Below are 11,503 nucleotides of genomic sequence, written 5' to 3' on the forward strand. Positions count from 1 at the left end.
TAATGAAAATAATAGAAGGAACAATTGCTTCGCCAATTGGATTTTATGCAGATGGTAAACATTGTGGATTGAAAAAGAAACGTAAAGATATTGGCGTCATTTATTCAGAAGTTCCTGCCCAAGCGGCTGCTGTTTTTACTACCAATAAAGTAGAAGCAGCTCCAGTTACTTTAACAAAACAAGCAGTAAAAGATGGCGTTTTACAAGCTGTGATTGTCAATTCAGGGAATGCAAATGCTTGTACTGGTAAAAAAGGACTGGAAGATGCCATAGAAATGCAACAAATAACAGCAAAAAAGTTTTCCATTAAAACAAATGATGTTGCAGTAGCTTCGACAGGTATTATTGGGCAGCCGATGGAAATGGATATAATTGAAAAAGGAATTGATTTACTAGAAAAAGAAGGAAATTGTTTTGGTTTTCATGAAGCTATTTTAACGACGGATACTGGAACGAAAGAATTGACGATTCAAGCTGAATTGGCTGGTAAAAAAGTGACAATGTCGGGTGTTTGTAAAGGGTCTGGTATGATTCATCCTAATATGGCGACGATGTTAGCCTTTATTACGACCGATGCTGCAATTTCTCATCACTTATTACAGGAATTATTAAAAGAAAAGACGGATAAAACATTTAATCAAATCACGATTGATGGCGACACCTCTACAAATGATATGGTGATTGTAATGGCAAATGGAGCAGCAGGGAATCCAATAATTGAAAAAGGGATGGAAGCTTATGATTTGTTTTCTGAAATGCTTCATTTGATGATGGAAACCTTAGCGAAATTAATTGCTAAAGATGGAGAAGGAGCAACTAAGCTGATTGAAGTCAATGTACGGAATGCCCAAAATGCGCTGGATGCTCGGATGATTGCTAAAAAAGTGGTAGGATCTTCCTTAGTTAAAACCGCGATTTTTGGTAAAGATCCGAATTGGGGCAGAATTATTTGTGCAGTTGGTTATTCTGAGGTGGAAATAAATCCTAATACGATTGATATCCTCCTAGGAGGGATTCCTGTTTTAGTAGAGAGCCAACCACAATTATTTGATTCCGTCGCAATGGAAAAAATATTAGCTGAAAATGAAATCAAGATTATGATTAATCTGAAACAAGGAGTCGCTTCAGGAACTGCTTGGGGTTGTGATTTATCATATAAATATGTCGAAATTAATGCGTTATATCATACATAAAGGAGAAAAATCATGCAGAAAACGATTGTTGTAAAAATGGGTGGCGTTGCTAGTGATAATTTGACCGAGGCTTTTTTTAAGCAAATCGCTCAATGGCAAAAGCAAGAATATAAGATTGTGATTGTTCATGGCGGAGGTCATTATATTTCAGAAATGATGAATCGTTTAGAGATTCCAGTTGTGATTAAAGAAGGGTTGCGAGTTACAACAGAAGAAACGCTTAAAATTACACAAATGGTACTTATTGGTCAAGTTCAACCGATGATTACAACTCGTTTTCAGCAAGAAGGTTTTTCAGCAGTAGGATTAAATGCTTCCTGTGGTCAAATCATCACAGGAACCTTTTTAAATAAGAAGACATTAGGAGCTGTTGGTGAAGTAGAAGAAGTTGATACGGAATTGTTAGCTCACTTATTGAAAAAAAATCATATTCCAGTAATTGCGCCTTTAGGATTGACTGAAAAGGGACAGTGGCTAAATATCAACGCGGATCATATTGCTTGTAAAGTAGCAGAAGAACTAAAAGCAGAAGCGTTATACTTATTGACTGATGTCCCTGGGGTTAAAAACGGCAACGATTGGTTAAATCAACTTTCACCAAAAGAAATTTCTAGTCTAAAAAAATCTGAAGTAATCCAAGGTGGCATGTTACCAAAAGTCGAGAGTGCATTATCTGCAATCTATAGTGGAGTCAAAGCTGTTCATATCACTAACGAATTGACCCATGCAGGTACAGTTATCAAATTAGAGGAGGCGATTGCATGAGTTATTTATTTTCAAATTATTCAAGAAAACCATTTGAGATTATCTCAGGCAAGGGTGCCTATTTAACTGATCAGGCAGGAAAAAAATATTTAGATTTTACTAGCGGGATTGGTGTGATGAATCTTGGCTATGCTAATAAAGAATTAAATGAAGTATTGACGAATCAAGCCTCCCTTTTGTGGCATACGCCAAATTTATATGAGAATCATCTGCAGGAAGAAGTGGCTAAAGCCTTAGCAAATGGAAAAGACTATGTCAGCTACTTCTGTAATAGCGGTGCCGAAGCGAATGAAGCAGCATTGAAATTGGCCCGAAAAGCAACCAATAAATCAGTGATTGTAACGTTTAATGATTCGTTTCATGGACGAACATATGGAGCTATGAGCGCAACCGCTCAATCCAGTATTCACCTAGGATTTGAGCCTTTAGTACCTGATTTTCTTTATCTTCCGTTCAATGATTCTGAAGCATTAAAGCAAATCGGGGATGATACGGCTGCGATTATGCTAGAATTGATCCAAGGTGAAGGGGGTATCGTTCTAGCTGAGAAATCATGGATCAAAGAGATTGTTGCCTTATGTAAAGCGAAGAATATTTTATTGATTGCAGATGAGATTCAGACTGGTATTGGTCGGACAGGAACGTTATTTTTATATGAGCAATACGAAATCGAGCCAGATATCATCACATTAGCAAAAGGGTTAGGTAATGGTATTCCTGTGGGAGCAATGGTCGGCAAAAAAGAATTAGCATCAGTTTTCGGACCTGGAAGTCACGGATCCACATTTGGTGGCAATAAACTAGCAATGTCAGTTGCTGATAAAGTACTTGATTTAGTTAACACACCTGAATTATTAAATGCGGTGCAGCAAAAGAGTCAATTACTTAAAATAGGATTAGCTCCATTGAATGAGTTATCGAATATCAAAGAAGTTCGTGGGACTGGATTGATGATTGGAATAGAATTAATCAATGCCGATTCACTTAACGTGATTATCGATCGTTTGGCTGAAAAAGGGCTGCTTGTTTTAAGAGCTGGAAAAAATGTTTTACGACTATTACCACCATTGATTATTACAGAAGAAGAAATCGAATATGGAATAGAAATGATTCTTGAGGTATTAAAGGAGGATAATGAGAATGATTAATTCTTTATATGGTAAAAGTGTTTTAGATTTGACGGAACTGTCAAAAGAGGATATTTTGTCGATTATTGAATTAGCAGTAGCAATAAAAACGAAACCAGAAGACTATCGTGGTAGTTTAGCAGGCAAAATTTTAGCAATGATTTTCGAGAAAAATAGTACACGGACAAGAGTATCGTTTGAAGCTGGTATTATTCAATTAGGTGGTCAAGCCATTGTTTTAGATTCTAAAAGTACTCAAATGGGGCGTGGCGAACCAATTAGCGATACGGCAAAAGTTTTATCTGGTTATGTAGATGCAATTATGATTCGGACGTACTCAGATGATATGATTGCTGAATTAGCTAAAGAAGCATCGATTCCCGTTATTAATGGGTTGACTGACCTCCATCATCCATGCCAAGTTCTAGCAGATTTTTTAACCATTTACGAGCAAAAGGGAAAACTAGATGGAATCAAATTAACCTATGTGGGTGATGGAAATAATATGGCGCATTCATTTTTAATTGCAGGAAGTTTAGTTGGAATGGATGTTTCAATTGCCTCACCAGCTGGTTATGAAGTTGATGAAACAATTTTAGAACTTGCTAAAAATAATGCGAAGCAAAGCGGTAGTAAAATTGAACTTTTTACTGACCCGAACTTAGCAGTTAAGGAAGCCGATGTACTTGTGACCGATGTTTGGGCTAGTATGGGCGATGAATCAGAGCAAAAAGAAAGAGAAGAAGCGTTCAAGAATTTCCAAGTGAATAATCGATTGGCTGTTCAAGCTAAGAAAGATTATTTGTTTTTACATTGTTTACCTGCGCATCGAGGAGAAGAAGTTACCGCAGATATCATTGACGGTTCTCATTCTGTTGTATTCCAAGAAGCTGAAAATCGGTTGCATGCGCAAAAAGCACTGATGGTTAAATTGATGAAACAATAATAATTGATTTAGAAAATAAAAAGCCAAAGAAGTGACTGATTTAAAAAGTTAACTCTTTGACTTTTTTTAGCGAGTTTTAGTGAATTTTATAGTAGATGAAAAATGATTTTAGTCGAAAGTTAATTTGAAATGTTCGCTTTCTGATGAGTTATCGATTGTTTTTAAAGATTTTCTTTAAATTATCTATAAGTAGCTTAAGTTTTATTTGTAGTTTGTAGCCATCTTTAGTAGAATAGAGTTGTATGATTAGAATAAAAGTGAGGTGTAGATAAATGGGTTTTACAGATGAAACAGTGCGTTTTGATTTTGATGATAATCGCAAAAAGGAAGTAAGTGAAACATTAGCTACAGTTTATCGTGCTTTAGAAGAAAAAGGATATAATCCAATTAATCAGATTGTGGGATATTTACTTTCCGGAGACCCGGCCTACATTCCTCGTTATCAAGACGCTCGAAATTTGATTCGTCGTCACGAACGAGATGAAATCATGGAAGAGCTTGTCAAATACTATCTATCCAGTCATGGAATTAATATTAGATGAGAACAATGGGTTTAGATGTTGGATCTAAAACAGTTGGGATAGCGGTCAGTGATCCATTTGGTTGGACAGCTCAAGGAGTCGAAATCATTCGAATTGACGAAGAAAAAGAAGAGTTCGGTTTTGAACGATTAGCTGATTTAGTAAAAGAGTATGAAGTAACGACCTTTGTTGTTGGCTTACCTAAAAACATGAACAATTCTATTGGTCCAAGAGCGGAAGCATCAATGAACTATGGTAAAAAGATTGAAGAACTATTTGGCTTACCTGTAGTTTATCAAGATGAACGATTGACGACTGTGCAAGCAGAACGTATGCTAGTAGAGCAAGCCAATACTTCCAGAGCGAAGCGCAAAAAAGTTATCGATAAAGTTGCAGCGGTGATGATTTTACAAAACTATTTAGATAGTGCGACGAACAAAATCTAATTAGCTGTTTTTCGATAAACGTAAACGAGGAGAGAATATCTTATGACAAAAGAACATAATCACGATCATGATCACGAAGGACATGAACATATCACGCTTGTTGATGAACAAGGAAATGAAACATTATACGAAATCTTATTAACAGTTGATGGACAAGAGGAATTTGGTAAAAATTATGTCTTGTTATATCCAGCCGGTGTTCCTGAAGAAGAAGATGTCGAGCTACAAGCTTATGCTTACATCGAAAACGAAGAAGGAACAGAAGGCGAATTGCAACAAATTGAAACTGATGCTGAATGGGATATGATTGAAGAAGTTTTCAATACCTTCATGGCTGAAGAAGAAGAATAAGCTTTAAGTAATAGCTGAGTCCTTGATAGTAAGGATTCAGCTTTTTTGTTGGTGAAGAGTATTTAAATGTTTCATCATTTTTTCTCTTAGCGTTTGTTTTGTGAAGCATAATGATTGCAGCAAAGATTTTATCTTGCTATTATCAAAGAAAAGGTGGTGAGGCTATGTATGCAGTCAAGTTTTTCCATGGATATCTGACCAAAGATGGCAGTAGAACAAGAGACAAGAAGATTGCTTTGACGTTTACAGTAAAAAGAGAAGCAGAAGTATTTGCAAAAAGAACTGGTGGGAGAGTAAAAAAAATTGGATAATAGTTGATAAGGTAGTTCAGTAATCAATCACTGACTACCTTTTTTTAGATAAAAAAATAGTGAGTTTAATAATAGTTATTGACAAAACGAAATTATCTTGTTATTGTGTCTTTGTTAAATCGTAATAATTACGTTTTGCACAACGTAAATCAAAATGAAAATGAGGATAGTATCGATGGCTAAAAAATCAAAAATAGCAAAAGTGAAAAAACAAGAACAATTAATCGAACATTATGCTGAAATACGACTGTATTTGAGAGCAGTCAATGATTATAAAGGTTTGGCTAAATTGCCTAAAAATTCAAATCCAAATCGCTTACGATCAAGAGATCAAATTGATGGCCGACCGAGGGGATATATGAGGAAATTCGGAATGTCTCGAATCAAATTTCGTGAATTAGCTCATCAAGGATTGATTCCAGGTATCAAAAAGGCAAGTTGGTAAAGAGTGCAATAGTTAATACAATCAATATTCTTTTATAGAAATCTATAAAAAACATTTTAGAGTATTACATGAAATTATAAGTGGAGGTTATTATGGAAAAAACAGATCTTTCAAGTGCTTATCGGCGGTTAAAAAGTCCTAACATAAAAACACGAAAAAGAGCATTAAAAATTATTAAAGAATATAAACGAAAGAAATAAAGCAATAATTAGTATCTAAATCATTAAGTCCTAACTAAGGAATATCTGAAAGTAATTGAGTAATTCGGAATTTTTAGAAATTTAGTTGGAGATTAAGAAATAAAATGTAGCTTACATGAAATAAAAACGAGGTTTGATGATGATATGTTCCAGTTGAATTTCGAAAATATAGTGTTTGGATATTCTTAGAAAGTATGGTTTTAAATAATAAAATCAAATAATATCATCGTTCCTATTGTGATAGAAATGATGATATTATTTGATTCAAGCTATTTTTTTAGTTGTAATCTTTTTTCATTTATAAAATTGTAAATGGGTTTTTGAAAAATAATACAGGCAGAAACCACTAAAGTAATTATAAAATAGAACAAAATAACTGGGATAACCGAAGGCGCTTCTGCAAACATTGGATAATAATAGTAACCTCGAGAAAACACAATCGTGCTAGTAGTGTAAAAAACAATAATCAAAAGTACTGGCCACCTTAAGTAATCGAGAAGTAAATAATCTCCATTTTTTTCTAAACTTATTTTGGGATAAACGATATATCCTAAAGTTAAACTAATCAATGACAAGAGAGCGAAAATAAAAATAATTGGAAAATGAATTGGATTTTTTGTAATTCCCCAAGTTAGTAATGGATAAAAATACTCAGCGTTGTTATTTGATATAAAGCTTTTTAGATTGATAACAGAGGCAATAAAGTTGCTCCAACTACTTGTGAAACCTATTAGGGTCAGCGGACCCAAAATCATATTTCCCATGGTCAATCCAATAAAGGAAGCTGCACAGAAATAAAAGATATACATAATCCAGTTTGCTAAAATGCTTAACATTAATTGTTTGAAGCTGATATTGATGCATTCTTTTGAAATGTTACTAAAAAAAATACCTAGATAGAAAAATTTGCTGATTAAAATAGATAATAAGATAGGAACGCCGACAAGTAAATATTTTTTCCAGTAAATTATTTTTTTTGAGCAACCTAGAGAAAATAAAAAAGAATTAAAAGATGTTTTTAAATCGACAAAGAATAATAAAAAACCAGCACCTACAACGATTGCTAATAAGAAAAAGTAATTTTCTGACAAATAACTTGAATAATAAATGTTGTCTTCTTTTGCATAGTTCCCATTTTCATCTGCTGCTTTTGTTTGTTGAAATAAAAATAGTGATTCTCGCTGATATTGTGCAAGTCGTTCTTTTTTTGATTTATTTTCATACATTGGATCATTTTTATAAATATAGTCTTTTTCATTAGAACTAAAGCTTTTAACAAACTCAGAAGAGTAATAATAGTTTTTTTGAACATGCCAATTAGATAGATCTCTATTCACTGGATAAATAGTAAAAAAGAAAATAAATAGACAAGCAAAAAGTGTAGCTAAGAAATATCTTTTTTTAAGAATCGTGGATACTTGTTTAGACATAGAACTGCTCCTTTTCTTTAGGAATTGTTTTTTTAGTCGTTTTTGAAAAATTTATTTCGAAGAGATCTTCTAAAGTTAATGGCAATTCTTCGAAAAGTAGTGGTTGTTCGTCTTGAATTGCTTGTTCTAAACTATCAGTATAATCTTCAAAGACAACTGTCACGACACGCCCTTGATAATGTAGCAATTTACTATTATTTTTTACAACAGCAGGAATTTTTTTAGATGAAAAAACTAGTTGGACTTTTCGCGCTTTTTCTCTAATATTTTCTAAGTGATAGTCATATTGAATCTGTTGTTGGTCTAAGAATAGGGCACGATCAATAATATTTTCCAGTTCATTTAGATTATGAGAGGAAATAAGAATTGCTCGCGAACTATCTGTAATAGTATCAAGAATCAGTGCAATAATATTTTTACGAACAAATACATCCAATCCATCAAATGGTTCGTCTAATAATAAATAGTCTGCATTCGAGCAAATAGCTAAAATAATTCGATAAAGACCTTTCATACCTTTGGAAAGTGAGCGATATTTGCTGTTTTCATTAAGCATGTTTTCTTTTGTTAAGCAAAAATATTTGTCTCGATCAAAATTAGGGTACGCATTAATATAAAAAAGTAGGATTTTATTTAAAGAATATGGATTTAAAAATTGTTCTTGTTCATCAATGTAAAAAATTTTTTGCTTTAAAGACAGATGTTGATTTATATCTTGTCCTTCAATAACGATTTTTCCACTATCTAGTATGTATTGTCCTGATAATAGGCGAAAAAGAGTTGTTTTTCCTGAACCGTTTCTGCCAATAATTCCCGTTATTTCTCCTTTGTTAATAGTAACAGAGATATTATTTATTATTGTTTGATGCTCAATCTGTTTTTCTAAATTATGTAATTGCATTTTTATCCCCCTTTATTATTACTTAAAATTCATTCAACCAACCAACAAGTTCTTCTTTCGTCACATTTAGATAATTGGCTTCAATTGTCAAACTTTTTAGTTCCTTTTTTAATTTTTCGATTTTTTGGTGATCACGATTTTGTGTATTTATTTTTTTGATATAGGTGCCTTTACCTTTAATCGTAACAATCACTTCTTGCGTTTCTAGCATCTTGTAAGCTTTACTGACTGTATTGGGATTCATGCCGAGTTGGCGAGCCATTTCTCTAACAGAAGAAAGTTTATCTCCGGGCTGTAATATACCGTTCAGTATATCTTCCTTAATACTAAGCATTAGCTGTTCGTAATACGGCTTACTACTAGATTTATTAATAAAAACCATTATAAACTCCTTTCTATGTTGTCTGTGTGTACTAGTATACATAGTACAGTCGTTTTTGTAAATATTTTTTTCAGAGAAGATTTAATTAAAAAGGAGACAAAAATAGCACGGAGTACCTAAAATCGATTGTAATAGCTAAATTTTGCAGAAATTTAGTTGGAAATCAAGCGGCAATAACGTAGTTCATGTGAGATATAACGATGTTTTTCAATCAAATAATTTCAAAGATTCTTTAATATAAAAAGAGGGATAGTGAGTGAGGTATAAGTAAAAAAACACTTTTGTTTTAAGTTCTAAAACCGATAAACTGTAGAAAACAATCAGAGTCTCGGTAATTTCCTAACCATCATTCATTGCAAAGAGCGCAATAACTGCTGGTTCGTCCAATTGTTCGATTCTAAACGATGGTTTTATGACCTTGATAAACGGTGAAAGTAGGAGCAACTTATACAGAAGAAAGCACCGAATTTTTAAAAACATTAAGTAATAATTATTCGATGTAGGATGGAAATCTTTTGTGTTTCTTGTCATTTTTGTGAGTTATCGCTTATTTCTATAGATATTCCAAGAACGAAGTGATTTGATGAAATATTGTTTCTACTTGGTTTTTGGAGTTAAAATTTTTTGGTTCCAATCTCATAAAAAAGAAGCTTTAGATTAGCAGTAGTTTTAATCGGAGATAGAAATTTCTCATCGCTACTTTTGGCTAAAGCTTCTGTACGCTCATTTAATTATTTTTTGTTCGCTTCAAAAAAGAGAATATACGAATCAATAATTGTTTTGAAATAACTCATAGTATCTTCTTTGATGCTACCATCTTCGTTGATCAAATTAACAATATTTCCAATATAAGCTTCTGGTTGTTGAAGGGTAGGGACATTTAAAAAGACTAATGATTGACGTAAGTGATGGTTTGCACCAAAGCCGCTGATTGCTCCTGGTGACACACTTACTACCAAACCTGGTTTACCATCCCAAACACTTTGGCCGTACGGTCTAGAACCGACATCCAATGCATTTTTTAACACAGCTGGAACAGATCGATTATATTCGGGTGTAACAAAAACCAGTCCATCAACTTCTTTAACAGCTGAGCGGAAATTCGTCCATGAAGTGGGTGGTGTATTTTCATCATCCAAATCTTGGTTGTACATGTCTAGCTGGCTTAAATCAATAAAAACTGCTTCATAACCATCGGGTAGTAAACTTGCCAATGCTTGTCCAACTTTTCTGTTAAAAGATTCTTTCCTTAAACTACCAATTAAAAATCCAATTTTTTTTGTCATAAACCAATTCCTCCATTCCTTTTCATATAATAATTGTAATTTTGTTTTTTGTTATTTGCAAGAAATGACACTTTCTAGAGGAATGAAACTAATAAGAGAGAGGGGATATGAGGCAATAAACTAAGGAAAATGGCTCTATAATAATTTGTGTTGGTGGATATTCCTAAAGGAAAAACCATCAACACTTTTTTGAGTGTTCAAACACAAAAAAAGGAACAACAAATTGATAAAATGAAATCGACTAAAACCACAAATTATCAGAAAGGTTGTTCCCTATGGATAAGGATACCAGAAAGTTACTTGGACTAACAGATAAACATCTCTCCTTCGGAGAGGATTGGCTTGAATACAGAAAAACAAAGGGGATTCAAGCTCAAGTCATCAAAGCAACGTTTACTTATATTCCGACATATTGTGAACATTGTGGTATAAAAAATCAAGGATAAATTATTAAGAACGGGCATCATTTGACACGCGCTCAGTTGCCTGTGTTTAATGGACGCTTGACTTTCTTAGAACTGAGACGCTCACGGTTTCTTTGTCATGAGTGCGGGAAAACCTTTCATGCACTTACTGATTTGATTGAAGAACATCATCATTTATCAAAACAACTTTGCTTTCAAATCATGCTTGATTTAAAAAAGAATATCTCTAGAAAACAGATTGCTCAAAAGCATTTTGTTTCAGATGTGACTGTTCTTCGATTAATGAGTAAACTAGCTGCTTCGTATTCTCCTAATTGGAGGTTCCTTCCCAAAATTCTATGTATTGATGAATTCAAATCAATGAAATCCTGTGAAGGAGCGATGAGTTTCATTTGTGTAAACGGAGAAACGAACCAGATTCTTGAAGTCCTTGAAGATCGGCGATTAACTCACTTAACCCGACATTTTATGCGCTATACAAAAGAAGCAAGAGAAAGCGTGAAGTATCTGGTCATGGACATGAACGCTAGCTATGACCAATTAATCAAGTCTGTGTTTCAAAATGCTCAACTCGTGACTGACCGATTCCACATTGTACAGCAGATGAATCGAGCCTTGAACCAGCTTCGAATACAGACAATGAATGGCTTTCGGCATTCTTCTCCTCAGGAACAGAAACAATACCGACGGTTAAAGCGCTATTGGAAATTATTGTTAAAGGATTCAACTGAACTGAATAGTCAGCATCGCCTTTACCATCCATTGTTTAAACGT

At 33.7% G+C, this 11,503-nt stretch carries 16 protein-coding genes; 12 read left to right on the forward strand and 4 right to left on the reverse strand.

Going from position 1 to position 11,503, the window contains the following annotated elements:
- The first annotated feature begins 2 nt into the window (after positions 1–2).
- From argJ to ACYSNW_RS05320, 10 genes are all read left to right on the forward strand, one after another.
- Positions 3–1,193, forward strand: a complete 1,191-nt coding sequence (gene argJ / locus ACYSNW_RS05275; protein WP_461743418.1) for a bifunctional glutamate N-acetyltransferase/amino-acid acetyltransferase ArgJ — start codon at positions 3–5, stop codon at positions 1,191–1,193.
- A 12-nt stretch (positions 1,194–1,205) separates the two neighbouring features.
- The gene (argB, locus tag ACYSNW_RS05280) at positions 1,206–1,958 is read left to right on the forward strand and encodes an acetylglutamate kinase (protein ID WP_461743419.1); all 753 of its coding nucleotides are present in this window, start codon (positions 1,206–1,208) and stop codon (positions 1,956–1,958) included.
- The gene (locus ACYSNW_RS05285; protein ID WP_461743420.1) at positions 1,955–3,106 is read left to right on the forward strand and encodes an acetylornithine transaminase; all 1,152 of its coding nucleotides are present in this window, start codon (positions 1,955–1,957) and stop codon (positions 3,104–3,106) included. Before argB ends, ACYSNW_RS05285 begins: the two co-directional genes overlap by 4 nt.
- On the forward strand, positions 3,099–4,031 hold the full coding sequence (gene argF, locus ACYSNW_RS05290) for an ornithine carbamoyltransferase (RefSeq protein WP_461743421.1): 933 nt from the start codon (positions 3,099–3,101) through the stop codon (positions 4,029–4,031). The genes ACYSNW_RS05285 and argF overlap by 8 nt, the downstream gene beginning before the upstream one ends.
- Positions 4,032–4,303: 272 nt before the next feature.
- Positions 4,304–4,573 carry an IreB family regulatory phosphoprotein gene (locus tag ACYSNW_RS05295; RefSeq protein WP_461743422.1) on the forward strand — a complete coding sequence of 90 codons (270 nt, stop codon included), beginning with the start codon at positions 4,304–4,306 and terminating at the stop codon, positions 4,571–4,573.
- Positions 4,570–4,998, forward strand: a complete 429-nt coding sequence (gene ruvX, locus ACYSNW_RS05300) for a Holliday junction resolvase RuvX (RefSeq protein WP_461743423.1) — start codon at positions 4,570–4,572, stop codon at positions 4,996–4,998. The genes ACYSNW_RS05295 and ruvX overlap by 4 nt, the downstream gene beginning before the upstream one ends.
- 42 nt (positions 4,999–5,040) lie before the next feature.
- Positions 5,041–5,349 carry a DUF1292 domain-containing protein gene (locus tag ACYSNW_RS05305; protein WP_461743425.1) on the forward strand — a complete coding sequence of 103 codons (309 nt, stop codon included), beginning with the start codon at positions 5,041–5,043 and terminating at the stop codon, positions 5,347–5,349.
- A 164-nt stretch (positions 5,350–5,513) separates the two neighbouring features.
- Positions 5,514–5,660, forward strand: a complete 147-nt coding sequence (locus ACYSNW_RS05310) for a hypothetical protein (protein WP_461743426.1) — start codon at positions 5,514–5,516, stop codon at positions 5,658–5,660.
- 175 nt (positions 5,661–5,835) lie between these two features.
- Positions 5,836–6,105: a 30S ribosomal protein S14 gene (gene rpsN / locus ACYSNW_RS05315; RefSeq protein WP_461743427.1), complete on the forward strand. Its 270-nt coding sequence runs from the start codon at positions 5,836–5,838 to the stop codon at positions 6,103–6,105.
- Positions 6,106–6,197: 92 nt separating this feature from the next.
- Positions 6,198–6,305: a putative metal homeostasis protein gene (locus ACYSNW_RS05320; RefSeq protein ID WP_461743428.1), complete on the forward strand. Its 108-nt coding sequence runs from the start codon at positions 6,198–6,200 to the stop codon at positions 6,303–6,305.
- A gap of 269 nt (positions 6,306–6,574) precedes the next feature.
- On the opposite strand, the gene ACYSNW_RS05325 is transcribed toward ACYSNW_RS05320, so the two are convergent.
- The 4 genes from ACYSNW_RS05325 to ACYSNW_RS05340 form a co-directional block, all read right to left on the reverse strand.
- Complete coding sequence (locus ACYSNW_RS05325) at positions 6,575–7,735, reverse strand: ABC transporter permease (RefSeq protein ID WP_461743430.1); 1,161 nt, start codon at positions 7,733–7,735, stop codon at positions 6,575–6,577.
- On the reverse strand, positions 7,728–8,636 hold the full coding sequence (locus ACYSNW_RS05330; RefSeq protein ID WP_461743431.1) for an ATP-binding cassette domain-containing protein: 909 nt from the start codon (positions 8,634–8,636) through the stop codon (positions 7,728–7,730). Before ACYSNW_RS05330 ends, ACYSNW_RS05325 begins: the two co-directional genes overlap by 8 nt.
- 22 nt (positions 8,637–8,658) lie before the next feature.
- Positions 8,659–9,018 carry a GntR family transcriptional regulator gene (locus ACYSNW_RS05335; protein ID WP_461743432.1) on the reverse strand — a complete coding sequence of 120 codons (360 nt, stop codon included), beginning with the start codon at positions 9,016–9,018 and terminating at the stop codon, positions 8,659–8,661.
- A gap of 731 nt (positions 9,019–9,749) precedes the next feature.
- Entirely contained in the window at positions 9,750–10,304 is a 555-nt protein-coding gene (locus ACYSNW_RS05340) for an NADPH-dependent FMN reductase (RefSeq protein WP_461743433.1), read from the reverse strand.
- 275 nt (positions 10,305–10,579) lie between these two features.
- On the opposite strand from ACYSNW_RS05340, the gene ACYSNW_RS05345 reads away from it, so the two are divergent.
- Both ACYSNW_RS05345 and ACYSNW_RS05350 read left to right on the forward strand, forming a co-directional pair.
- Positions 10,580–10,750 carry a transposase gene (locus tag ACYSNW_RS05345; protein ID WP_461743434.1) on the forward strand — a complete coding sequence of 57 codons (171 nt, stop codon included), beginning with the start codon at positions 10,580–10,582 and terminating at the stop codon, positions 10,748–10,750.
- Positions 10,751–10,771: 21 nt separating this feature from the next.
- Positions 10,772–11,503 (forward strand): ISL3 family transposase (locus ACYSNW_RS05350; protein ID WP_461743435.1); only part of this gene is annotated, 732 nt, incomplete at its 3' end.

The sequence above is a fragment of the Enterococcus sp. LJL99 genome, assembly GCF_054871725.1.

Excerpts from the sequence above, each read along its gene's own strand:
- ACYSNW_RS05310 (WP_461743426.1), top strand. The coding sequence starts at position 5,514 with ATGTATGCAGTCAAGTTTTTCCATGGATATCTGACCAAAGATGGCAGT.
- ACYSNW_RS05295 (WP_461743422.1), top strand. The coding sequence starts at position 4,304 with ATGGGTTTTACAGATGAAACAGTGCGTTTTGATTTTGATGATAATCGC.
- ACYSNW_RS05330 (WP_461743431.1), bottom strand. The coding sequence starts at position 8,636 with ATGCAATTACATAATTTAGAAAAACAGATTGAGCATCAAACAATAATA.
- ACYSNW_RS05285 (WP_461743420.1), top strand. The coding sequence starts at position 1,955 with ATGAGTTATTTATTTTCAAATTATTCAAGAAAACCATTTGAGATTATC.
- ACYSNW_RS05325 (WP_461743430.1), bottom strand. The coding sequence starts at position 7,735 with ATGTCTAAACAAGTATCCACGATTCTTAAAAAAAGATATTTCTTAGCT.
- ACYSNW_RS05335 (WP_461743432.1), bottom strand. The coding sequence starts at position 9,018 with ATGGTTTTTATTAATAAATCTAGTAGTAAGCCGTATTACGAACAGCTA.
- argJ (WP_461743418.1), top strand. The coding sequence starts at position 3 with ATGAAAATAATAGAAGGAACAATTGCTTCGCCAATTGGATTTTATGCA.
- rpsN (WP_461743427.1), top strand. The coding sequence starts at position 5,836 with ATGGCTAAAAAATCAAAAATAGCAAAAGTGAAAAAACAAGAACAATTA.
- ACYSNW_RS05345 (WP_461743434.1), top strand. The coding sequence starts at position 10,580 with ATGGATAAGGATACCAGAAAGTTACTTGGACTAACAGATAAACATCTC.
- argF (WP_461743421.1), top strand. The coding sequence starts at position 3,099 with ATGATTAATTCTTTATATGGTAAAAGTGTTTTAGATTTGACGGAACTG.
- ruvX (WP_461743423.1), top strand. The coding sequence starts at position 4,570 with ATGAGAACAATGGGTTTAGATGTTGGATCTAAAACAGTTGGGATAGCG.
- ACYSNW_RS05340 (WP_461743433.1), bottom strand. The coding sequence starts at position 10,304 with ATGACAAAAAAAATTGGATTTTTAATTGGTAGTTTAAGGAAAGAATCT.
- ACYSNW_RS05305 (WP_461743425.1), top strand. The coding sequence starts at position 5,041 with ATGACAAAAGAACATAATCACGATCATGATCACGAAGGACATGAACAT.
- ACYSNW_RS05320 (WP_461743428.1), top strand. The coding sequence starts at position 6,198 with ATGGAAAAAACAGATCTTTCAAGTGCTTATCGGCGGTTAAAAAGTCCT.
- argB (WP_461743419.1), top strand. The coding sequence starts at position 1,206 with ATGCAGAAAACGATTGTTGTAAAAATGGGTGGCGTTGCTAGTGATAAT.